Annotated in this window: 20 protein-coding genes and 1 pseudogene; 2 read left to right on the forward strand and 19 right to left on the reverse strand. The window is 62.9% G+C overall.

The annotated features are described in order from the left end of the window. Window positions 1-70: 70 nt before the first annotated feature. From P6U23_RS34920 to P6U23_RS34930, 3 genes and pseudogenes are all read right to left on the reverse strand, one after another. A pseudogene (locus tag P6U23_RS34920) lies at window positions 71-529 on the reverse strand ((2Fe-2S)-binding protein); the annotation flags it as partial. Next, complete coding sequence (locus tag P6U23_RS34925) at window positions 526-1,407, reverse strand: FAD binding domain-containing protein (protein ID WP_407176841.1); 882 nt, start codon at window positions 1,405-1,407, stop codon at window positions 526-528. The pseudogene P6U23_RS34920 and the gene P6U23_RS34925, both read right to left, overlap by 4 nt. 22 nt (window positions 1,408-1,429) lie before the next feature. Further along, on the reverse strand, window positions 1,430-1,753 hold the full coding sequence (locus tag P6U23_RS34930; protein ID WP_407176842.1) for an NIPSNAP family protein: 324 nt from the start codon (window positions 1,751-1,753) through the stop codon (window positions 1,430-1,432). A 246-nt stretch (window positions 1,754-1,999) separates the two neighbouring features. Here P6U23_RS34930 and P6U23_RS34935 point away from each other — a divergent pair, with 246 nt between their 5' ends. After that, window positions 2,000-3,388: a PLP-dependent aminotransferase family protein gene (locus P6U23_RS34935; protein WP_407176843.1), complete on the forward strand. Its 1,389-nt coding sequence runs from the start codon at window positions 2,000-2,002 to the stop codon at window positions 3,386-3,388. 110 nt (window positions 3,389-3,498) lie between these two features. Here P6U23_RS34935 and P6U23_RS34940 read toward each other — a convergent pair whose 3' ends face one another. Beyond that, entirely contained in the window at window positions 3,499-4,794 is a 1,296-nt protein-coding gene (locus P6U23_RS34940) for an MFS transporter (RefSeq protein WP_407176844.1), read from the reverse strand. 191 nt (window positions 4,795-4,985) lie between these two features. Here P6U23_RS34940 and P6U23_RS34945 point away from each other — a divergent pair, with 191 nt between their 5' ends. Then, the gene (locus tag P6U23_RS34945; protein ID WP_407176845.1) at window positions 4,986-5,840 is read left to right on the forward strand and encodes an alpha/beta fold hydrolase; all 855 of its coding nucleotides are present in this window, start codon (window positions 4,986-4,988) and stop codon (window positions 5,838-5,840) included. Between the two features lie 300 nt (window positions 5,841-6,140). Here the strand turns inward: P6U23_RS34945 and P6U23_RS34950 are convergent, their stop codons facing one another. From P6U23_RS34950 to P6U23_RS35020, 15 genes are all read right to left on the reverse strand, one after another. Then, on the reverse strand, window positions 6,141-6,440 hold the full coding sequence (locus tag P6U23_RS34950) for a hypothetical protein (protein WP_407176846.1): 300 nt from the start codon (window positions 6,438-6,440) through the stop codon (window positions 6,141-6,143). Window positions 6,441-6,562: 122 nt separating this feature from the next. Further along, complete coding sequence (locus tag P6U23_RS34955) at window positions 6,563-6,814, reverse strand: LysR substrate-binding domain-containing protein (protein ID WP_407176847.1); 252 nt, start codon at window positions 6,812-6,814, stop codon at window positions 6,563-6,565. A gap of 334 nt (window positions 6,815-7,148) precedes the next feature. Beyond that, on the reverse strand, window positions 7,149-7,556 hold the full coding sequence (locus P6U23_RS34960; RefSeq protein ID WP_407176848.1) for a DUF3052 domain-containing protein: 408 nt from the start codon (window positions 7,554-7,556) through the stop codon (window positions 7,149-7,151). Window positions 7,557-7,568: 12 nt separating this feature from the next. After that, complete coding sequence (ftsH, locus tag P6U23_RS34965) at window positions 7,569-9,491, reverse strand: ATP-dependent zinc metalloprotease FtsH (protein WP_407176849.1); 1,923 nt, start codon at window positions 9,489-9,491, stop codon at window positions 7,569-7,571. A 323-nt stretch (window positions 9,492-9,814) separates the two neighbouring features. Then, the gene (tilS, locus tag P6U23_RS34970) at window positions 9,815-10,882 is read right to left on the reverse strand and encodes a tRNA lysidine(34) synthetase TilS (protein ID WP_407176850.1); all 1,068 of its coding nucleotides are present in this window, start codon (window positions 10,880-10,882) and stop codon (window positions 9,815-9,817) included. 247 nt (window positions 10,883-11,129) lie between these two features. Beyond that, on the reverse strand, window positions 11,130-12,146 hold the full coding sequence (gene ybgF, locus P6U23_RS34975; protein WP_407176851.1) for a tol-pal system protein YbgF: 1,017 nt from the start codon (window positions 12,144-12,146) through the stop codon (window positions 11,130-11,132). Between the two features lie 162 nt (window positions 12,147-12,308). After that, window positions 12,309-12,797 carry a peptidoglycan-associated lipoprotein Pal gene (gene pal, locus P6U23_RS34980; RefSeq protein ID WP_024507356.1) on the reverse strand — a complete coding sequence of 163 codons (489 nt, stop codon included), beginning with the start codon at window positions 12,795-12,797 and terminating at the stop codon, window positions 12,309-12,311. Between the two features lie 246 nt (window positions 12,798-13,043). Continuing rightward, complete coding sequence (locus P6U23_RS34985; RefSeq protein ID WP_407176852.1) at window positions 13,044-13,808, reverse strand: N-acyl amino acid synthase FeeM domain-containing protein; 765 nt, start codon at window positions 13,806-13,808, stop codon at window positions 13,044-13,046. A 155-nt stretch (window positions 13,809-13,963) separates the two neighbouring features. Next, window positions 13,964-16,294, reverse strand: coding sequence for a putative bifunctional diguanylate cyclase/phosphodiesterase (locus tag P6U23_RS34990; protein WP_407176853.1), 2,331 nt, complete (start codon window positions 16,292-16,294; stop codon window positions 13,964-13,966). Window positions 16,295-16,462: 168 nt separating this feature from the next. Then, window positions 16,463-17,803, reverse strand: a complete 1,341-nt coding sequence (tolB, locus tag P6U23_RS34995; RefSeq protein ID WP_407176854.1) for a Tol-Pal system beta propeller repeat protein TolB — start codon at window positions 17,801-17,803, stop codon at window positions 16,463-16,465. Window positions 17,804-17,829: 26 nt separating this feature from the next. Further along, window positions 17,830-18,774 carry a protein TolA gene (locus P6U23_RS35000; protein WP_407176855.1) on the reverse strand — a complete coding sequence of 315 codons (945 nt, stop codon included), beginning with the start codon at window positions 18,772-18,774 and terminating at the stop codon, window positions 17,830-17,832. A gap of 5 nt (window positions 18,775-18,779) precedes the next feature. Continuing rightward, on the reverse strand, window positions 18,780-19,229 hold the full coding sequence (gene tolR, locus P6U23_RS35005) for a protein TolR (protein WP_407176856.1): 450 nt from the start codon (window positions 19,227-19,229) through the stop codon (window positions 18,780-18,782). 38 nt (window positions 19,230-19,267) lie between these two features. After that, window positions 19,268-19,981, reverse strand: a complete 714-nt coding sequence (gene tolQ / locus P6U23_RS35010) for a protein TolQ (RefSeq protein WP_024507350.1) — start codon at window positions 19,979-19,981, stop codon at window positions 19,268-19,270. A 1,295-nt stretch (window positions 19,982-21,276) separates the two neighbouring features. Then, complete coding sequence (locus P6U23_RS35015; RefSeq protein WP_407176857.1) at window positions 21,277-21,696, reverse strand: GFA family protein; 420 nt, start codon at window positions 21,694-21,696, stop codon at window positions 21,277-21,279. A 192-nt stretch (window positions 21,697-21,888) separates the two neighbouring features. Continuing rightward, window positions 21,889-22,851 (reverse strand): aldolase/citrate lyase family protein, encoded by a 963-nt coding sequence (locus tag P6U23_RS35020; RefSeq protein WP_407176858.1) that lies wholly within the window; start codon window positions 22,849-22,851, stop codon window positions 21,889-21,891. Window positions 22,852-22,986 lie beyond the last annotated feature (135 nt).

Here is a 22,986-nt window from a genome sequence, read left to right on the forward strand (position 1 = left end):
CGGCGGCGGGATCGATCGAGGGCTCGTCGTCACGCCCGCCGGTCACGTTGCGGGGCGCGTTCGTCTTGCGCAGACGCTCGGCCGCAAATTCAACCGCCTCCACGATCTGGCCGTAACCGGTACAGCGGCAGATGTTGCCGGAGATCGCCTCAACGATGTCCTCACGCGTCGGCGCATCGTTGCGCTCGAGCAGCGCGTGCGCCGACAGGATCATGCCGGGCGTGCAATAGCCGCACTGCAGACCGTGGGTCTCGCAGAATGCATCCTGCACGACGCTCAATTCGCCGGGCGCAGGCGCGAGCCCCTCGATCGTGGTGATCTCATAGCCGTCGGCCTGCACCGCGAACATCAGGCAGGCGCGCGACGGCTCGCCGTCGATCAGAACCGTGCAGGCGCCGCAAACACCGTGCTCGCAGCCGGCATGGCTGCCGGTCAGCAAGAAATCCTCGCGCAATGTGTCGAGCAGCGTCTTCCGCGGCTCGACATCGGCGGTGCGCAAGCGCCCATTGACCTTCAGTGTCACCTTCATTGCATAACTCCGCCCGCCGCGCGCGCCTCGGCGATGGCATCCGCGAGGGCGCGAGCGCCGAGCGCGGCGGCCGCGCGCCGACGGTAATCCGCGCTCACGTGCAGATCGGAATTGGCTTCGAGGTGTTCTGTCGCGGAACGAACAAGCTCGGAAACCGGAAAGCGCGCGACATCTTGGCCAACCAGGACCGAAACGTCGATGCGCTGCGCACGATCGCCGACGCCGCCCAGCCCGAGCGCCGCATCGATGCAGCGCCCATCTTCATCGAGCGCGACCTGCGCCGCAGCGGCGACAAAGGCGAAGTCGGATTGTCGCGCGGAAACCTCATGGAAACCGGTGCCCAGCCGCGGCTGCGACCACACTGGAAAACGCACCGCAGCGACGCAATCGCCCGGCATCACCGATGTGACCATCGCACCGATGAAAAACTCGTCCGCCGGCATCGAGGTGCGGCCGCCGCTGTTCTCGATCTCGATCTCTGCTCCCAGCGTCACCGCCACGAGCGGGATCTCGGCGGACGGATCGGCATTGGCGATCGAGCCGCCAACGGTGCCGCGATTGCGCGTCGGCGGATGGCCAACATAAGGAAGCGCCTTCATCAGCAGGGGTAACGCATCTCGCGCCAACTCGCTGCGCTCGACTTCGGCCTGCCGCATCACCGCGCCAACCACGATCGCGCCGTCTTCGGAACGAATGCCGCGCAACTCCTTCAAGCGGACGATGTCGACGAGCTTGGTCGGCCGCGCCAAGCGCATCGCCAACATTGGAACGAGCGTCTGGCCGCCGGCGATGATCCGCGCGTCTTCGTCCGCCGCCAGGATCTCGCAGGCCTCGGCAACCGAGTCCGGCCTGATATAGGCGAATGGCGCGGGCTTCATGCGTGCACCCCGAACGCCCGGCTCACGCGAGCAGCAGGCCGGCAACGGCCGGCGACAGCACGGTGACGGATTGAGTCTTCAGAAGCGGCCCATCGACCTCGGTCGCGGCCTTGACCGCGCGCCATTCCGGGTCCGCGCCGAAGGCCGCCCAGGCCTTGCTGCGGTCGTCCTCCGATTTGAAGCGGGTGAGATAGGTCAAGCGCGTGGCGTCGGAGGCCGATTCGAACACGCCCAACAACTCGATGCCGTGGTTCGGAAATCGTTTGACGACCTCGTTCTTGAACCGAGTCTTCATCGCCTCGGCTTTGCCGTCGGCAGCTTCATACACTCTGATTTCGTAGATCACTGTCTCAACTCCCTTTGGACAGCTAAAGGCCAATCCCGCCGGCATGTCAAACTTATTCTAGTTCAATTTCCCAAAAATGGTGGAATGAACCGCAACAAGACGGCGATCTGATACACAAAGTTCCATATTTGTCATTTACCAACGGATACTTATCAATTCTCCAGGATTCCTTGTGGATGCTGATATCCAATATTGCACCAATTCCATAATTGTACTATTCCAGACGACGGAGGAAGGACAATCACCGTGTCGCAGACTGAAGGCTCCGAAGATTGGGTGCCCAGGCTCTCGGATGCCGAGGGACCGTTTTATCTCGCCTTCGTGCGGGCGCTGGAGAGCGACGTCGATAGGGGCGTGCTCAAGCCCGGCACGCGTTTGCTGCCGCAACGGGATATGGCGAGCCTGCTTGGCTTGAGCGTCGGGACAGTTTCACGCGCCTATGCCGAAGCCGAAGCGCGCGGGCTGATCTCTGGCGAGGTCGGCCGCGGCACCTTTGTTCAGCGGCGGCGCCCGCCCGCCAGCGCCAGGAATGGCGCGCAAGCCGCAATCAATCTGGCGCTCAATGTGCCGCCCTCGACCGGCGAGGACGAATTGATCGAAGCCGTGCTGTCGGAAATCCTGTCCGATGGCGCGCTGAAACCTTTGCTCGGCTATCTGCCGCATCAGGGCTTGCCGATGCATCGCGAGATCATGAACGGCTGGCTTGCCGCTTTGGGCATGAAGGCGGATGTCGCCAACCTCTTCATCACCCATGGCGGGCAGCACGCGATTTCGATCGCGCTCAATATGGTCGCCGCGCCGAACGAGGTGGTGCTCACGGAGCGGTTCACCTATTCCGGCATGATCGCGCTTTCGGCACAAAACGGCTACCGGCTGCATGGGGTCGACGGCGACGCCGACGGCCTCCTGCCGGACGCGCTCGATCGCGCCTTTGCCGAGACCGGCGCCCGCGTGCTGTTCGCAAGTCCGACGTTGCAAACCCCGACAGGCACGGTGATGGGCGCGGAGCGGCGCGGCGAGATCGCCGAGATCATCCGCAAACGCGACGCCTACGTGCTGGAGGACGACGTCTACGCATTCCTGTTCGCGGCACCGCCCACCCCGCTTTCGGCGCTCATTCCGGAGCGGAGCTTCTACGTCACGAGCTTCGCCAAATGTCTCGCACCGGGCTTGCGGATCGGTGCCATGATCGCGCCGGAGCCGTTTCGCGACCGCGCCATCAACGCGGTGCGCGCGACGGGCTGGATGGCCTCCCCCATCATGGCAGAACTCGTGACGCGGCTGATCCACAGCGGCGACCTGTCGCGGCAAGTGCATGCCAAGCGGGCTGCCGCCGCGCGTCGCAACGCGATCGCCGATCGCGTGCTCGGCAACTGGCTCGCGCCGATGGCAGGCAGTGCCGGCTTTCATCGCTGGCTGCCGATCCCGGCCGGCCGCACGCTGATCGCGCTCGTCACGCAAGCAGCCCAGGCCGGTATCACCGTCGCGCCGCCCGGAGCGCTGCAACAGGTCGATCGCGGCACACTCGGCATCCGAATCTGCCTCGGCCATCCCGCGACCGACGAGATGCTGGAGCATGCGCTTTCGGCGCTACGGCAGATTCTGGAAAGCGCCGAGGCGATTTCCTTCGTCTAAAGCGCGATGAGATTGAGTTGAATCGTCATCGCGCCTTAGCTCTTTGATTGAGCATGATCTTTTCGGAAAACCCTTACACACTTTGCCGGATCATGCTCTGACCTACATTGCTACTTGGCCAGCGGACGGTTGGCCGTCTCGGGCGCGAGCGCAATGAACGGCAGACCGACGACATAGATCAGCGACAGGAGGGAGATCGCGAGCGGATAGCTTCCCGTCGTTGCGGCGAGCGCGCCGATCAAAGTCGGGCCAGCCGCGCCCAGCACCCGTCCCAAGCTGAACGCAAAGCCGGAGCCTGCGCCACGCAAGGCCGAGGGAAACATTTCGGGCAGCCAGATCGTGAACAGGCCGAACACGCCATTGGTGAAGAAGCCAAGGATCGGCAGCAGGATCAGGAACAGCATCAGACTATCCAAATGGGCGATCGCGAGCTCGTAACTCGCCACGACGGCGACGAGTGAGCCCAGGAAGAACAGCACCGCCGTCCAGCGCCGGCTGCCGAGCGCTCCTGTTACCCACGGCATCAGCAGGCATCCAGCCAACGTGCCGACATTGGTGATGAGGCCTGCGATTGCGCCCATCTGCTGCGCATGCGCCGGCGTGCTGCCTGCCGCCGTGAGCTTGGTGATGATCACGGTCGGCGCCCAAAAATTCGAGGACCACAGGCCGAAGATGATGCAGGCCATCAGCAGTGCCGCCGCCCAGGTCGTATGCGCCTGCCCGCGCGCGAACAGCTCTGCGAAGGACGGCCTCGTCGCCTCGGTCGGGCGTGTGCGCGGCGGCTCCGGAATGTTGATACGCAGGTAGACCGTCAACAGCGCCGGTAGAATGCCGAGAAAGAACATGCCGCGCCAGCCGAGCAAATTGCCGCCGACAAGCGTGACGAAAGCCGCCAGGAACAAGCCGGTCGGCGTCGCCGTGTGCAGCCAGCCGGCCAACCGCACACGCGTGCTCTCCGGCACGGATTCATGCAGCAGTGGCGTGCCCGCGGCCCACTCGCCGCCGATCCCGAAACCGGCCAGGAAGCGGAAGACGGCGAACGTGACGATGCCGGTCGACAGACCGCACAGTGCGGTGAACACTGAATAGACCAGCACGGTCCAGCACATCATCCGGACGCGGCCGTAACGGTCCGCAGCCCAGCCCCAGACCATCGAACAGGCCCAGCCCAGCATGAAGATGGAAAACAGGAGACCGCCATAGATGCCGATATTGGCGCGGCTCGCCTCGATGCCGCTCGCCGGCAAGAGTTCGCTCAGCGCGGCCACGAGGATGTAGCCATAGATGGCGGCATCGAAGCCGTCGAGCATCCACCCGAGCCAGGTGGCCCAGAACACTTTTGCGGGCGAGACGCCTCTCGCCTCGGCGACAGGCGCGGCCGTAACGCCGGCGACGACCTCGGTCATGTTTCCTCCGCAGGTTTTTTATTCTTTCGGCAGGAACTATGACAGCAATCGAACAAGTCAGCATCTCCCGCAAACCGCATGGCGGCATCCGATCATGGAATACCGGCCGCAGATCGTGGCATCCGCACCGAGACGTGCTGCTGGTTCTGCGAAGATTCCTGTAGGATGAGCGTTCGGATCAGGAGGGCGAAATGCCTCGGCTTCGACTTTGTCTCCTTGCACTTGTGCTGCTGACCTTCGGCACGCCGGCTCATTCGGCGCAGCAATGGCTGAACCTGCCGCCGACGCCGACACTGCCCAAGGCAGCGAAGAGCGGCTTCGCGCCGGTCAATGGCATCAAGATCTGGTACGCCGTGTTTGGCCGCGGCGAGCCCGTGCTGCTGCTGCACGGCGGTCTCGCCAATGCCAATTACTGGGGCCATCAGGTTCGCGCGCTGCAGCAGCACTATCGGGTGATCGTGATGGACAGCCGCGGTCACGGCCGCAGCAGCCGCGACGCCCAACCTTACGGCTACGACTTGATGGCCTCGGATGTGCTGGCGCTGATGGACCATCTCGGGATCAAGAAGGCAGCCATCGTGGGCTGGAGCGACGGCGCCATCATTGGCCTCGACATCGCCATGCATCACCCCGAACGTATCTCAAAGCTGTTCGCCTTTGCCGCGAACTCGGATCCGTCAGGAGTCGCGGACATTGCCAAGAGCGATGTCTTCAATGCATTCATTGCGCGGGCCGGAGAAGAATACAAGCGGCTCTCGCCAACGCCGACCGAGTACAAGGCCTTTGTCGATCAGATCACCAAGATGTGGGAGAGCCAGCCGCATTGGACGGAGGCTGATCTCGCCAACATCCATGTTCCAACCTGGATCGTGGACGCTGATCATGACGAGGCGATCAAGCGCGAAAACACCGAGTTCATGGCGGCTCATGTCCCCGGCGCCGGGCTGTTGATCCAGCCCGAGGTCAGCCATTTCTCGTTCCTGCAGGATCCGCAGCAGTTCACCGACGATGTGCTGCATTTTCTGGAGCATGTGCCGGCGCATTAAGTGAACGTTCGGTCGCGCCAGCGATAGCCCGCCGCCGGGGAGACGAGAGCAGTCCTGAGCTGAGCGAATTGAGAGGACACGTCCAACCCCGACCCGTCATTGCGAGCGCAAGCCAAGCAATCCAGACTTTCTCCGCGGATATCGTGTGGATTTTGCTTCCGCCCATGCGCAAAGGCGCTTCGACGGGACTTCACGCCTCGCTATAGCTCGCGCAGCGAACGACGGCGGGTCGTCGCCGTCGCTGCTCGCGATGACGGGATTGGTTGAAGGTGCGCGCTCATCACCGGAGACTGCGCCAGTCTACCGCAGCACCGTCTTGCGGGGTTGGGCGGCATTCCAATTGCTCCAGCTTACATTTGCGAGGCTGCGTAGATCGGTGCCGAGAGGACGCCTGGTCCGCCGTTCATATTCGGCGATGCATCGCTCGGACTCCGCAATTTTCTGCTCGAGTTCGGCGATCCTCGCTTGCGTGGAGCTGGCGGCGCTTGTGCCCATGTCTCCGGTCGTAAACCTGGCCCTTTCCAAGTCCTTCACAGCTTCACGATTCTTCCTGAGCTGGACCCGGTGCCAGGCGATTTTGCTGTCGCTATCGGCAACCATCCTGGAACTCTCCTGATTCGTCTTGCAAGCATACATCGATTGGAGCCGGCGATGACAGAGGGACCCGGGACGGAGGGGTACCGGCCATCGCGCTCCATGGGATCAGAACCGAGCGCTTACGCCTAAAGCAGCCAGCTCTTTGCGAAATCCAGGAAAGCGCGCAGCCGCGGCGAGCTATGTCGGCCCGGAGGCCAAAGCAGCCAGAAAGTGCCATTCGTGGTCTCGGAGGGCAGTACCTGGACGAGCCGACCCGATTCCAGCGCGTCAGCGACGAGAAAGTCAGGGGGTCCAAGTGATACCGAGTCCGGCGACCGCCGCGGCGCAGACCGCTTCCATATTGGTGCAGACGACCGATGGCGAGGTCGCGCCCACACTGAACTCGCCCTTAGCAGGGCGCCAATCTTGCAGCACTTCGGTGCTGTTGGAGCCGAGCGGTCTTCAGGTTGAGCCGCTCATTACGATGAACGAGAACCAAGCCGCGGAAGCAGGCCTTGGCGGCGCGACCGGAGCGCTCGCGGTTGGCGAGAGCATCTGGGTCGGGAGTTTCACCGGAGAACGGATTGGAGTCTTTTCGCGCTCCGTGAGAGGATGATGGCGCAAGTCGCGGCATAGTGAACGTCCGAAGGACGTTACCTTTAGATCATGATCCGATCAGACGGAATCGGATCATGATCTCATCTCTGTTTGAGCATGATTCCGGATCATGCTTTAGCCGCGTCGGTCCTTCGGAATCACGAACTTCAGCCCCGACCAGGTCGCGTCGATCGCGCAGACCTTGACGTCGACCAGACCGAATGGCAGCGCGGTGCCGCGGACCACGACATCGCTGAGATCGGTCGTAAGTCCAGACGTCCTCTTCGGCCACGAGACCCAAACCATTCCCTCCGACAGGATCGCATCGCGGCAGACAGGCAGCATCTTGGCCAGCCCTGCCGCGTCGGTCGCAAAAACATGCACCATGTCGAGCGGCGCCTTGAGCTGCGCGGCCAGCTTCACGCCGGCGGGCAGCGGGCCGACAATATCCTCATAGGCTGCGGGTGCGCCGCTGACAAAAATGCAAAAGCCCGGCTTGATGCCGAGCTTCTGCGTGAGCGGTTTGCCGGAATAACCGGCCATGTGGAGATGGCTTTATGCCTGCGGCTGCGGCTCCAGACCCGGGTCCGGATCGGGGCGTGGCCGCGGCTTGCCGGCCGGCGGCACGGCGGAGGCGCGTGGCGCAGCCGGCTCCAGTACCGACTCGCGGTTCGGCTTCTTGCCCTTGAGAAGATCAGTGATCTCCTCGCCGGTCAGCGTTTCGAACTCGAGCAAGCCCTTGGCCAGGGTTTCGAGGTCGCCGCGCTTCTCGGTGAGAATGCGCGTGGCCTCCTGATAGCCTTCCTCAACCAGACGCTTGATCTCGGAGTCGATCTTCTGGACCGTGGCTTCGGACGCGTTCTGAGTGCGCGACACCGACATGCCTAAGAACACCTCGTCCTGGTTCTCGCCATAGGACACGGTGCCGAGCTCTTCCGACAGGCCCCAGCGCGTCACCATCATGCGCGCGAGCCTCGTCGCCTGCTCGATGTCGGAGGCCGCACCGGAGGTCACCTTCTCGCGGCCGAACACCAGCTCCTCCGCGACGCGGCCGCCCATCATGATGGCGAGCCGCGAGGTCATCTGCTCCAGCGACATCGACAGCTTGTCGCGCTCCGGCAACTGCATCACCATGCCGAGCGCGCGACCGCGCGGGATGATGGTGGCCTTGTGGATCGGGTCAGCGGCGACGACGTTGAGACCGACGATGGCATGGCCACCTTCGTGATAAGCGGTGAGGAGCTTTTCCTCCTCGGTCATGACGAGCGACTTGCGTTCGGCGCCCATCATCACCTTGTCCTTGGCCTCTTCGAACTCGGCCTGCGTGACCATGCGCTTGTTGCGCCGCGCAGCGGTCAGCGCCGCCTCGTTGACGAGGTTCATCAAGTCGGCGCCGGAGAAGCCGGGCGTTCCGCGCGCGATCGTCTTCAAATTGATATCAGGCGCGAGCGGGACCTTCCGCACGTGAACTTTAAGGATCTGCTCGCGGCCGACCACGTCGGGATTCGGCACCACGACCTGGCGGTCGAAGCGACCGGGACGCAGCAGTGCGGGATCGAGCACATCGGGCCGGTTGGTGGCCGCGATCAGGATCACGCCCTCATTGGCCTCGAAGCCGTCCATCTCGACCAGCAATTGGTTGAGCGTCTGTTCGCGCTCATCATTGCCGCCGCCAAGGCCCGCGCCGCGATGGCGGCCGACCGCGTCGATTTCGTCGATGAAGATGATGCAAGGCGCGTTCTTCTTGGCCTGCTCGAACATATCACGCACACGTGACGCGCCGACGCCGACGAACATCTCGACGAAGTCGGAACCGGAAATGGTGAAGAACGGCACATTGGCTTCGCCTGCGACCGCGCGCGCGATCAGCGTCTTGCCGGTGCCGGGCGGACCGACCAACAGCACGCCGCGCGGAATACGTCCGCCGAGCCGCTGGAATTTGCCGGGATCGCGCAAGAACTCGACGATCTCCTGCAGGTCCTGCTTGGCCTCGTCGACGCCTGCGACGTCTTCGAAGGTGACGCGGCCGTGCGCCTCGGTGAGCATTTTTGCGCGCGACTTGCCGAAGCCCATCGCCTTGCCGGCGCCACCCTGCATCTGGCGCGACAGGAAGATCCAGACACCGATCAGAGCGATAAAGGGCAGCCAGGAGACGAGCAGCGAGACGAACCACGGCACGTTATCGCCGGGCGGCTTCGCGGTGATCTGTACCTTGCTGTTGTAAAGGCGCTGGACCAGCGTCGGATCGTTCGGCGCATAGGTCTGGAACGACGAGCCATTGGTGAAGGTGCCGTGGATCTCCGGCCCCTGGATGACGACGTCACGGACATGGCCCTGGTCGACTTCAGTCAAGAGCTGCGAGAACGAGATGTCCTGCGACGACGTACGTTGACCGGGATTCTGAAACAGCGTGAACAGCGCCAACAGCAATAGGACAATGATGACCCAGAGGGCGAAATTGCGCAAATTGGCGTTCATTGATCTTCCTTCGTGGTCGCGCGGATCGCGGCCTTCATGTCCTTTGGACCTATCCCTGGGAAGCCACGAGGGAATCCCCCGGTCGACCGTATCACAATTTAGGTACCACTCGTCTTGCTGCCAAGGGAACCACGCAGGACTATTTAGCGCATCCTAACGCGATTCCGGTTCAAAAAATGGCGTCCAGCACCGCGTTTTGCGAGGTGGTTAAGGCCCTGACAGCGCAATTAAAGCGGCAATCGAGATAACTCGTTTGCCATTTGCCCTGCCCCTTTGCCAAGGCTCTTTCGAGGCTCTTTGAAGGGCCTTGTTGCCGGGCCGCCTCAGCCCGCCCGCCGGCGCCGGACCGGCGCCGGCTCGATGCGGATCTGGCCCGCCTTGAGGCTTACCAGCGCACCAGCAAGGGTTTGCTTGAGGTGGATGCCGCCTGCCCCGCGTCCCGCCTTCCCTGGTTTCTCCGTAAACTTACGGTCAAGCTGCGCCATCAAGGTTTCGAGCTTACCGAGTTCGGCCGGCCCCTCATGCCCGAAGCGATTGATGGCGCGCATGAGAAGCCGCAGCCGGATCTCCTCAGGCAGGCCCGCAAAGGCTTGCGCATCGTACACGACACAGTTGCGGGCAGCCTGCAATGCGCCCTGCCCCTTCAAGGCGAGATAGCGTTCGGCGCCATCGGCCAGCACCTCGACGGCGGCATTGGCCCTTGAGAGCCGCATGGCCAACCGCGCCAAGGAACGCGCATCGCCGCCCTCGGCGGCAAGCGCCGGCAGGAGCGCACGCAGGCGCGGCCGCGTGAACGCCATGTCACGGTTGGTTGGGTCATCGGCGTAGATGATTTTCGCCTTGTCCAAGGTTGCAATCAGCCGCGACTTCGCGACGTCGAGCAGTGGGCGCGCCAGCGCAATGCCGTTGCGCTCGGTGACGCGGGCCATCGCGGCAAGACCGGTAACGCCGCTGCCGCGCAACAACCGCATCAACACCGTTTCGGCCTGGTCATCGCGGGTATGCGCTGTGACAATGTGGCTCGCCCCAGCGGCCTTGGCTGCTTGCGCCAACAGGCGATAGCGCGCCTCGCGGGCTGCGGCCGGCACGCCGGTGTTCGGCTTCTCACCGCTCCAGCGCAGCGTCCGGTGCGGCAGATCAAGTTCACGCGCGAGCCGCTTCACCTCGCGCGCTTCGCGCGCAGCCTCGGGCCGCAGGCCATGATCCACGGTGACGGCGATCAGGCGCGGTCCGCGTGACAGAGAGCGGCGCCAGCGCGCCATCAGCCACATCATCGCGACCGAATCGGGCCCGCCGGAGACGGCCAGCACGAGCGCGGGCGCGGTCTTCCAGTCGGCAAACAGGCGCTTGGCATCCTGCGCCGAGATCGGGGAGTTGTCGTCCTCTGCCATGACGTCGCCAGGCTCGGAAATGTCCGCTTGTGTTGCGACGGTTTTATCAGGAACCGCAAGCCGGTGCCGAATCTCAAGATACGCCGCAAGGCAAGCCCTACGGAACCGGCGGGCGAAGGCCCTCGGGACCTCACGAGAGAAGAGATGGCCGACCGGCGTTTACGTCAACGCTGGTCTCTCGGTCTCGCCTGCGCAGTGAAAAGGCGGGCGAGGCAGGCCCGTGCCGGCAAGATCGCAAAGCGGCGCGTCAGCATTTTTCCTTTTTCTGCTCGCGATCGACGGCCGCTTTGACCCCTGTGGAAGCGCGCGGATATTTCCGCATCACTTCGCCGAAAGCGGCGCAAGCCGCCTCCTTCTCCTTCAATGCGGCCAGCGACTGCCCGAGCCGCAACAGCGCATCCGGGGCTTTCGACGACTTTTCGTATTTGGTGGTCACCGCGAGAAACGCTTCCGCGGCGTCGCGGTATTGCTGGCGCTGAAAGTAGCTTTCGCCGAGCCAATATTGCGAATCCCCGACCAGCGGATCGGTGGGAAATCTCTGCGCGAAGTTGCGCATGGTCTGCTCGGCGAGCGCATAATCCCTGCGCTGCATATAACCGATGCCGAGATCGTACTCATCGCGCGGCGAGTTCGACGGCGGCGCCGTCGCAAGCCCCGTGCCGCCCGGACCGACGGGAGGCGCAGCGGCCACGTTGCCCTGTTGATAGCGCGTTGCACCTAGATCAAGCGGCTCGCCGGGTGCACGACCGCCGGGCGCGCCGACCGACGCACCCGCCTGGATGGGAAGCTGACCGCCGCCAAGCGCTCGTGGCGCGCCAGGCGCATTGGGGTTTTGGCTCGGGTCGAAAGCATCGCCGCGGCGAGTCGCGCCGCCCACTGGCGTCGAGGGTTCCTGTATGATCGGCGCGGGCGCCGGAATTTGCGACTGGGCATAACCCGGCTGGCCCTGCGGCTGCGAATAGCCCGGCTGGACCTGCGGTTGACCGTATCCGGGCGCAGGCTGCGTCGGAGACGCCGCAGCGACGCCCGGCTGGCCCGGTGCAGCCGGCATGCCCCCCTGCAACTGGCGGAGTTGCTGTTCCAACTGTCGATTGCGGTACTGCAGCTCCTCGTTCTGGCCCGTGAGTTGCCGCAACTGTTCCTCAAGCCGCTGGATGCGGAGTTCCGGATCTCCATCATCCGACTGAGCCAAGGCCTGGGATGACAGCGCAGCCAGCGCGGCAAGCGCCGCTGCGCAGCTCAACTTGTGAAACCTGGATCGCATGTGACCCTGACGACGAAATCGGCGGAAGCGGAAACGGCCGCACCTAGGCCGAGGGAGTACGCCAAAAATGTGACTGATTCAAATGGGTTCGTACGGCCTTGCGCGAAAACAAAACCGGCGCTGCGGGCGCCGGTTTTCGCATTTCAGTCAACTGCCGGATGATTAAGAACTGGCGTTCAGGACCGTCACTGCGCGGCGGTTCTGCGACCAGCAGGATATATCATTGCAGACCGCAACCGGGCGCTCCTTGCCGTAGGAGATCGTCCGCATCCGGCTGGCGTCGATTCCACGCGAAACCAGGAAGTTGCGAACCGACTGCGCGCGGCGCGCGCCGAGCGCGATGTTATATTCGCGCGTGCCGCGTTCATCCGCGTGACCTTCGATCGTGAAGGTGTAGCGCGGGTAGGTCTGCAGCCACTGCGCCTGCTTTTCCAGGGTCACGATCGCCTGCGGGCTCAAATCGCTCTGATCGCTCTCGAAAAACACGCGATCGCCGACATTAACCACGAAATCCTGCTGGCTGCCCGGGGCCGCGGCGCTAGCCATCGCATCAGCGCCAAGGTTCTTGTTGGCGCAAGCGCCCATCGACAGGGCGACCGCGAGCACCGCGGCCAATTTCAGTCCCTGGAGGATACGCATAGGGTGTTTCATTCGGGAGCCTCCACGCTCACGCATCTCAACTGCTATCCGATCTACAGAGGCTTGGTTAAGCGAACGTTCCGTCAACCTTGATGGGATGTTGCCAATCCCAGTCAAATGCCCCCAGACGACGAAAAGCAACCGTGATGGTTAATGGGTTGTAAATGTGGCGCGAGGGTGAAGGCAAGCCGACCGGCGGCCTTTTACCCACCCGGATTTGAGCGGGCATTCATCTATCTGAATGGAGCTGCCGGCGCGTTAGGCGGGGTTGACGATCGAATTCGAGTGCTGTGCCGCGATCGGGGTGCGCTCTGTCCCGTGCGTGGGCGCCTGCGCGACCGAAAAGGCCTCGTTGCGGCGTTCGAACAATTTTCGTCGCTCGAAGGCGCTTGAGCGCATGAAGGGGAACCGCTGGAACACCTTTTCCCGGATGCTGGGATAATGGGCCGCCATCAACCCGACGGGCTTGATCAGGCCCGGATGCAATCTCGGCTCGCCCCACGGTTCCTGCAGAAAGACCCTGCGGTAGAAGGCGCGGTGCTCCGGACGGACATTGGCGAGCCCGATATCGGCATTGAAATGACCGCAAGCCACGTAGCCGAGACGAACCGTCACGTAGGGCAGTTCGGGAAACCGTTTGGCCTTCTCGGGGGCCGCCACGAAGCGCGTTGGATCGATGACGATTTTTCCGCGCTCCAACTCCGGTTGCAGCAGATCCGAGAACATTGCGGCCGAAGGGGATTCGCGCCACTCGGGCGTCAGAACGCTGACCCGGATCGAGCTGTAGAGTTCGCCATGAATGTACACCCCGAAAACATAGGTGTTTGGCAGGTCGTCATACCGATCAACGACCCGCCCCGTTTCCGAGGGCAGGATTGCTCCCTCGCGCAAATAGGCGCGATAGCGCAGACGGTAGATCTGATCCTTTTCTTCGGGAGTTTCGGCGAGCCGGTAGTCGATGTTCTCGAGAGGATATGAACTGCGTTCGGGAATCACGGCGACGGCTTTGGCCGCAGACCTCATGGGGGCACTCCAGATACGCAAACGCAACGACAACCAACAGGCGAGGTTTCGAACGTTAACAGCTCCTTAACCAAGACGCAAAGCAGTCGAGCTATTAGGGTTAATGCCGGCCCGCGATGAATCGCCGCCGCCTGTCCGCAGATGCCGGTGAAGCTTTAGGCGATCGAGCGCGAGGGCACGACGTGCAGCTCCGCTTCCGCTGCGGGGCGGCCATAGGACGCATTCAATAATTGGCGGATCCGCACTGAGGGTACCGGACGGCTGAACAAATAGCCTTGCGCTTCGGTGACGCTGCCGTCGGCACTGATCAGCTCGAGCTGCTCGTTGGTCTCGATGCCTTCGACCACCACCTGCATGCCGAGATCGGCCGACAGCCGCGCGACGCCGCGGAGCAGCGTCAGCGGGCGATCGGCATCTATACCCTCGAGGAAGGAGCGGTCGATCTTCACCTTCTGCAGCGGGAAGTTGTGGAGATAGCTCAGGCTCGAATAGCCGGTGCCGAAATCATCCAGGGAGATTCGGACGCCGATATTGCGTAGCTGCGACAGCACATCGTGGGTGAGTTGCGTGTTGCGCAGCAGGGAGGATTCGGTGATCTCGATCTCGAGGCGCTCCGCCGGCAGGCCCGACACTTCCAGCGCGTAGCGGATCTCGTTCAGCACGTCGCGCTGGTGGAATTGTTGCGGGGAAAAATTGACGGCAACGCTGACGTTTTCCGGCCACTTCATGCATTCCATGCAGGCCTTGCGCAGGATCCAGCGACCGAGATCGACGATCAGGCCCATGTCCTCCGCGACCGGGACGATATCGACTGGCGACACGGTGCCGCGCACCGGGTGATTCCAGCGCAGCAGCGCCTCGCAGACGGTGATCTTGCCGGATTTGAGATTGACCAGCGGCTGGAAGAATAGCTCGAATTCCTCGTTGACCAGCGCCTTGCGCAGGTCGAGCTCGAGAATGCGGCGCGCCTCGACGGTCTGCGCCATCTCGTCGTGAAAGAAGCAATAGGTACCACGGCCGTCGGCTTTGGCGCGATAGAGCGCCATGTCGGCGTTCTTCAACAGCGTATCGGCGCTGACTTCCGCGGCGGTCAAGGCAATCCCGACGCTCGCGCCGATCTCGACGAGATGATTGTCGATCTTGTAGCGTTCGCTCAAATGATCGACGATGCGCCGCGCCAGCGCTGCGGCGTCCTCGGCGGACGCGATATTCTGCTGGAACACCACGAATTCGTCCCCACCGAAACGCGCGACGAAATCCTCCGGGCGGAGCATTGCACGCAGACGATCCGCGACCGCGCACAAGAGCTGGTCACCGCAGGGGTGACCGAGCGTATCGTTGACCTGCTTGAACTGGTCGAGATCCACGAACAGCAGCGCCGAGACCTTGCCGGGGTCATGCGGCGTCTTCAGCAGGCGTTCGATCTCGTCGCGGAAACTGACGCGGTTGGGCAATCCCGTCAGCTCGTCATAGCGCGCCAGATGGCTGATCCGGGCCTCGGCATTGCGTCGCTCGGTGATGTCCTCGACCAGCACCACCGCGCCGCCGCCGGACATCGGCTGGAACGCCCATGACAGCGAACGGCCGCGCAAGATGTCCGGGTCGGCGGTGATGATGCCATGCGCCTGCGAATTTTCGATCTCCGCCAGAATGACATTGCCGCTCGCCGCCGAGATCGATCCGGTGTGGACGCAGGCCTGGACGATGTCGCTGGCGGTCGCGCCGCCACGCACCAGATCGTCCGAGAGCTGCATCATCTCGCAGAAACGATGGTTCATGACGGCAAGCCGGCCGTCGGCCCGGAACATGCACAGGCCGTGCGGCATGTTGTTGAGCGCGGTATCGAACTGGCCGGCCAGCGCGGCTTCGCGCTCCCGCGCGAGCAGTGCACGCACGAAGATGTCCTGCAGGCGGGTCGAGATGTGCTTAAGGGCGAAGAAGAACAGCACGTTCAGCACCGCCATGCCGGCATAATAGGGGCTGCCATACAGCAGCAGAGCCACGGTCAGCGCGCCGCAGGCGAGCAGCATCTGCACATGGAAGATCCAGGGGCGGCCGTAGGTGCGGCCGCCGCCCGCCGCGAAATAGCAGAGGGTCACGGATGTGCAGATCATATGGGCGACGGCGTCATGACTGCCCAGGATCGCGATCGCACACCACAGACCTAGCACGGCCGCGTACACAATCGCGCCGACCTGGTAGCGCATCTCCCAACGCGCCGTTTCGGCCGGCGTAATCGTCGACTTGAGACGCTTATACTGCCGCATGTCGAGTACGCGCGCGGCGCCGACGACGATGAGAAGAGCCACGCAGAGCCATAGCCAGGCATTGCCGGTCTTCAGGGCGGTCATGAAGGCGGCGATGGCAGCGCAAAGCGCGCCGGCAAACAGCGAGCCGGGATCCTGGAACAACGAATCAATCAGTGCCGCGTGAATGGATCGCGACATCTGCTGATCGGCCTCTTTGATTTCGGTCGCAAGCTGCATCGGGGACGCGCACATCCTGTTCCGGAATGTGCAGTTCTACTTCTCCCTGATGAAGCCTTTCTGAGGGAACATCGTTAGTGAGTGGTTGTCTTGGCTTTCATAGAGGCGAAATATGCTTGCAAAATCAGCAAGCTAGGCAAAGCTTGCCGAGTCCCTGTCCCTCACCTTTCACGAAAGCAGCGGCGACCAGGCCGGATCGGAGGCGTAACCCGGCGTCGGCACCTTCAGCTCATTGCGCCCGGAAATGTCGATCGAGTACAGCGACGGCCCGCTGTTGCCGCCGGGATCGCGGAAGAACATCAGCACCCGCCCGTTCGGCGCGAAGGTCGGCCCCTCATTGTGGAAGCCGGAGGTGAGCAGGCGCTCGCCGGTGCCATCAGGCTTGATGATGCCGATCGAGAACTGGCCGCCGCCCTGCCGGGTGAACGCAATATAGTCGCCGCGCGGCGACCACACCGGTGTGGAGTAGCTGGCGTTGACGTCGTCCTTGGCGAAGGAGATGCGCTGCGCTGCCCCGCCCTGCGCCGGCATCACATAGATCTGCGGCTTGCCGCCGCGATCGGACTCAAAGCAGATCTGGCTGCCATCGGGCGAGTAGCACGGCGAGGTATCGATCGCGGGCGTGTCGGTGAGCCGCGTGGTGGCCTTCGAGCGCAGATCCATCACGAACAGGTTGGAATTGCCGCCCTGCTGCAGGCTCATGATGATGCGCTGGCCATCGGGCGAGAAGCGCGGCGAGAACGACATGCCCGGGAAGTTGCCGACGATCTCGCGCTGCCCGGTCTCGATGTTGAACAGATAGACCCGCGGATCACCCTGGCCGAACTCCATATAGGTGATTTCCTGGCTCGACGGCGAGAAGCGCGGCGTCAGCACGAGGTCGGAGCCTCGCGTGAGATAGCGCACATTGGCGCCGTCCTGGTCCATGATCGCGAGCTTCTTGATGCGCCGCTCCGACGGGCCGCTCTCGTCGACGAAGACCACGCGGCTGTCGAAATAGCCCTTCTCGCCGGTCAGCCGCGAATAGATCTGATCGGAGATGATGTGCGCGATGCGCCGCCAATATTCCGGCGCGGTGACATATTGCTGACCGGCAAGCTGCTGGCCGGAGACGACGTCCCACAGGCGGAATTCGGCCTTGAGGCGCCCATCGGGCTGCCTCGTCATGCGGCCGGTGGCAAGCGCCTGCGCGTTGATGCTCTTCCAGTTCTGGAACTGCGGCGCCACGTCGATGTTGGTGATCTTCTCGATGAAGGCTGCTTGGTCGATCGGCGCGAACAGGCCGCTGCGCTTGAGATTGTTGGTGATGACACCGGTCACATCGGCGCCGACCTGGCCGTCCGCCGGCGAGCCCGGCACGAAGTTCGGGATCGCGATGGGAATCGGCTGGAAATTGTCCGGGTTGATTTGCAGCCGCTGCGCGAATGCGGATCGCGCACCCAACAAGGCAAAGGCTGATCCAGTCGCCATCATGAAGTGGCGCCGGGTAAAGGATTGGGTCTTATTCATTGCAGTTCTTGCTTTCCAGTTCGCGCTCACATCATGTCTTTGAGGCCAAATGTCATCGGTATGTACTTCCAGGTGTTATATTGCTCCTTGGGCAGGAACGCATAAGCCTGGCATTGCACGATCGCTCGCTTGGCGCTCTCGGCCATCGCATTGCCGATCGATGTTGAAGGTCCGCGGACCGCTACGATCGTGGGCTCCGACGCGAGCGTTCCGTCGGGCCGCATTTGAATGTCGATGTCGGCCTCGAATCGGTCAGCATCCTGCCCATTGTACGGGAAATTGAAACAGCGCCTGACGGCCGCGACAAACGCGCCCTTCCAGGTCGCGACGTTCGACTCGGCATTCCCGCTGTGCAAGCCGAGCGAAGCGGATGCATTGAGCGCCGCACCCGTGATGGCCTGATGAGTCGGGTCGCGCTTGTCGAGCAGCGCCGCGATCTTGCTCTCGTCGAACACGCGCTCCTGCTTCGGTTTCGGCGGCTTCGGCGGAGCGGCCTTCGCTTCCTGTTTGGGCTTTGGCTTCTTGCTGTCGTCTGACTTCAGAGCTTCCGCGATCGGATCGACCTTAGGCGGATCAGGCTTTTTCTCGACCTGCTTCGGCTCGTCCTTGGGTTTGTTCTCAACGGGCTTTGGCGGCTCGGGTTTCTTCTCGACCGGCTTTTCCACGGGCTTCGGCGGCGGCTGCGGTGCCGATGAGGTGATGATCTCCTGCTTCTCGGTGACTTTGCCGACGGCTTCATCGATCGGCTTGGCCTCGGCGACCTTTTCGACCAGCGGCTTCGGCTTGTCCTTCTCGCCGTTCCTCGTGCCAGCGGTGACCTTTGCGAGCTGATCGGCGGAGATGACGTCGACCACAAGGGAGTCCTGCGGCACCTCGTAGGAGCGCGCCGAAAAGGAGACCAATCCCCATCCGAGTACAAGGACGTGGAGCGTTATCGACGCAGCCAGAGACTTGTCGACCTTGATCTTCACCGTCGTCAGCTACCCTGATCCACTTCCGTCACCAGCGCCACGCGGCGGAAGCCGGCGGCCGACAGCCGCCCCATCACCTGCATCACCGCGCCGTAATCGACCTTCTTGTCGCCGCGGACGAAGATGCGCTCATCGGCTCCGCCACGGGCATCGGTGATCGCCTTCAATTTCGGCACCAGGTCGTCGAGCGCGATTTCGGTGTCGTTCAGAAAAACCTGCCCCTTCAGGTTGACCGAGAGCGTCAGCGGATTTTTGTCCTGATCGAGGCTTTTCGCCTGAGTCTGCGGCAGGTCGAGCGGCACGCCGACCGTGAGCAGCGGCGCCGAGACCATGAAGATGATCAGCAGCACCAGCATGACGTCGACCATCGGGGTGACGTTGATCTCCGCCATCACCGGCTTGCGGCCGCGGCGACCACCACGCCCCGCCGACGAACTTGCCACGTTCATCGCCATCCCTGCTGCTCAACCCCTGTTGACCACCCTAGCCATCCTCATGCCCGCTCGTCGATCTGGCGCGACAGGATGGCGGCAAATTCATCCGCAAAGCCCTCCAGGCGCTGGGCCTGCCGGTTCACCTCGGAGGTAAACTTATTGTAGAAAATAGTCGCCGGAATTGCGGCGATCAGGCCGATCGCCGTGGCGAACAGCGCCTCCGCGATACCGGGCGCGACCACCGCAAGAGAGGTATTTTTCGAGGCGGCGATCGACTGAAAGCTCGACATGATGCCCCAGACGGTTCCGAACAGGCCGACGAAGGGGCCGGCCGAGCCGACGGTTGCGAGCACCAGAAGCCGCCGTTCCAGCCGCTCGATCTCGCGCGCGATCGAGACGTTCATCACCTTTTCGATCCGCATCTGCAGGCCCGCAAACGACCGCGCATGGCTTTCGAAGGAGCGCTTCCACTCGCGCATCGCTGCCACGAAGCAGGCCGCCATGGAATGGGTCGGCTTGGCCGAGAGCGAGCGGTAGAGTTCCTCGATCGACTCGCCGGACCAGAACGCCTGCTCGAACCGATCCATCGAGCGGCGGGTGCGCGAATATAGCAGCGTCTTGTCGATCGCGATCGCCCAGACCCAGACCGAGCAGGACAACAGCCCGAGCATGACGCATTTCACGATCCAGTGCGCCTGCAGAAACAGCGCGATCAGCGATACGTCGGCTGACGGCAGCGGTAGCGCTGCCTGAGCCACGTCGGCTGGATTCATAAGCAGTATCCTCTCAACGCAAGGTCCCAAAATCCTCCGGGAGCAAAATGGCTGCCGGTTTCGGTGGCCGCGCTTGTCCCGCGCGGTCCGTCAAGCCTGCGCTGAAATACCTGGTTTGGTCGCATGGGAGGCCCGCCGAAGCCTTCGAGCGTCATTTGCCTGCCAACATGTCAAAACGAGGGCTGCTTGCGCGGCTTTACGCCCCTAACCAAGCGCGAAACTTGGTTAAAATGCGGTTACCAAAGAAGAATTTGCTGCGGCGAAATCAAGGCGGGCCAAGCGGTTGAGTGGCCTTAACGCCATTTTCCGCGACTAAAGGCGGAGATTCCACCGCGGTGGCGGGTTCTGAGCCCCTCTATCCAGTCGTCGTGCTCTATCCAGTCCTCGTCCTGGCGAATGCCAGGACCCATAACCACAGGTCGTGGTTTTTGCGAAGCTCGCCACCACCGAACTTCAGCGATACACTCCGCTGTATGGCTTCCGGCCTTCGCCGGGACGACGTGAGGATATTTCCAGCTTCGATTTTCAAACAGCAGAGGGATGCACGTGCGCATTCTCGCGGCGCCATGCGCCCGAGCTTTGCAAACGTCCTTGCCCTCTTGATTGAGGGCGCAGGGAAGGCCGGGCGCCCGCATGCACCCGTGGGCCCTCGCGCAAAAAGGTTGCGCAAAGGCGCGAAGACCACAGGTCCAGGCGGAATCACTCCGGCCCTCCCTGCGCGAATGGTTTTACGGCTTACTTCGCGCTCTCCCTGGTGAGCCGGGCTTTGTTGCCACCATCGCCTTGCGGATGATCGCGCTATCCGCGCCCGGTTGGACTCAAGCGCGCTTCCACAAGACTTGACGCCAGCGTCGGGGCGCCAGGACCACACGACTTCGCCGTACGCGGTCTGCGCCGTTCGTCTCGCGCCGCCTGATCGCTCACGAGTCCTCAAATGAAGGCCCGCCCTGCGATTGCCCTGCGCGCCGACGCTGCCCGCGTCCATCGCATCCCACACCACGTTCGTGACGACTCGCGATCCGCCCCTCTTGCCGGGTGGGACGGGTCGGACGATACGCCTGATTCTAGCTTCGGAAAAACAGAAATATTTTTTGCGCGGGGACTGGACAGGAATTTTGCGAGCGCGCTCGTCGGGCAAATCAGTTGCGCCCGAGAGCCTTGAGCGGCGTCGTGCCGGGCAAATCGAGAGGGCGTGCGCCCAACCTCCGGCGTCATCGCGAGCGCAAGCGAAACAATCCAGACTTTCTCCGCGGATACAGCCTAGGCCAAGACCCGGCGACCTTCACCGCGAGCTCTCATTCCGAAGCTGCTCGGCCGATAATCCGAGCCTCCTGCACATAACCAAAGCCGCCTGTGCCCGGCCAAGCTCGTCCGTCAGGATAGCGTAATTCTATTCCGGCGAGATCCTTCTCGTCCGCGAGACGCATATTGACGCCCATCTGGCTATTCCCGAACTTCGATATGGCACTCGCGGTCAGAATGAAGTGCGTCGTTGAACCGCAATTTGCACAAAACTGGATTTCTGCAGCCGGGTCTTCCTTGTCTGCCCGGCTATATCCCTTCGTCGTTCCCTCGATGCCGACTTCCGACGGATTGAAGTAGGCCCATCGGGCACCCGACTTGCTGCAGAGGGTGCAGTTGCACTCGTTGATGAAGCTCGGCAATTTTGGGATTTTGACGCGGACTTGGCCGCACAGGCAGGAGATCTTCAACATTTCCATCTCATATCAAGGTCGCCGCTCGCCCGCTAGGAGCTGTTGGCGTTCGACCATCTCGACCACTCCAATTTATGGGTTTACGGCCCAGGTTGCTTCGTCGCTTTCGCTCCTCGCGATGATGGGCTGGATGAAGGCACTCATCGGGGTCTACAGCTCGATCGCCGGATGCACGAATGCAACACGACGGATTCACACCGGCAATTTCCGCTTCTGGTGGGCGCGCCCCCTGATCGCGCATGTTTCGCTATGGCCTGCGATGATGCGCACGCCTTCCTCGATGCGGACGATCACGTTATCCGCGGTGCAGGACTGCAGGAAAGCGACGCCGTTCTTGCGGCAGGCCGCGAGGATGCGGTCGCGGGCGATTTGCATCTCCGCTGGATAAGGCTCCCGCGGGATCGTGCGGTAGCCGAGCGCAAGACTCAAATCGCCCGGACCCATCTCGGCAAATCCGAGCCCCGGGACCGCGAGAATCTCCTCGCAGTTGGCAACGCCTTCCGGGCTTTCCAGCTTCACACCCAGCAACAGCTCACCTTTCGGATTGAGCGGCCACGGATCGCAGCGGTCCATGTAGTCTTCGACCGACAAGCCCCACATCGGCGCGGCTGTGGCCTCCGATCCGCGCCCGCGCGTGCCGATGCCGAGCAGCTTGCGACCGGCGGCGTCGGTCCCGCCGTCACTCGCGCGTATCGCTCCCTCCATCCGCGCCATCGGCGAGGGAAGAGAGGGATCGACGCCAATCGTGTTGTGCGGATAACGGCAGGACTCCACGAACGCCCGCACCGCATCGGCGCTTTCGGCTTGACAGAGGAGGATGCCATGCACGCCGCGGCCGAGGATCTGGCGGAACTGCCAGGCGTTGTACCGCACATGCGCGGCGTCAATTCCATTCACCGGCGCCTCGACGATCACGGCCGGCGTGAGATGTCCCGATCGTGTCGGTCCGGCCTCGACCATGCCGCGCATGTACGCGGCAAGGCCGGTCATGTCGAAGCAGCCGTGCTCCATGCCGACATTCATGTAGTCGGCCCAGGTCGCGGCATCGATGCCGCCTTGCGCAGAGGTCAGCACATGGCCGCTGTGCGGACCGTCATAATAGATCGCCTGATCCTGCTCCAACAGCTCGATGCACCGATTGATCCGCCTGCTCATGAAGTCCGCTCCGACAGTTGCCGCCGATCGCAGCGGAAGGCTAGCATGGTGTTGCACCACGCGGGAGATCACTTGATTGTCGGTCCGCCGTTCGATTTTCTTTTCGGCATTGTGGGGCGCATGGGTAGGGATATG

The sequence above is a fragment of the Bradyrhizobium sp. STM 3562 genome, from assembly GCF_045571435.1.
Taxonomy (GTDB): domain Bacteria; phylum Pseudomonadota; class Alphaproteobacteria; order Rhizobiales; family Xanthobacteraceae; genus Bradyrhizobium.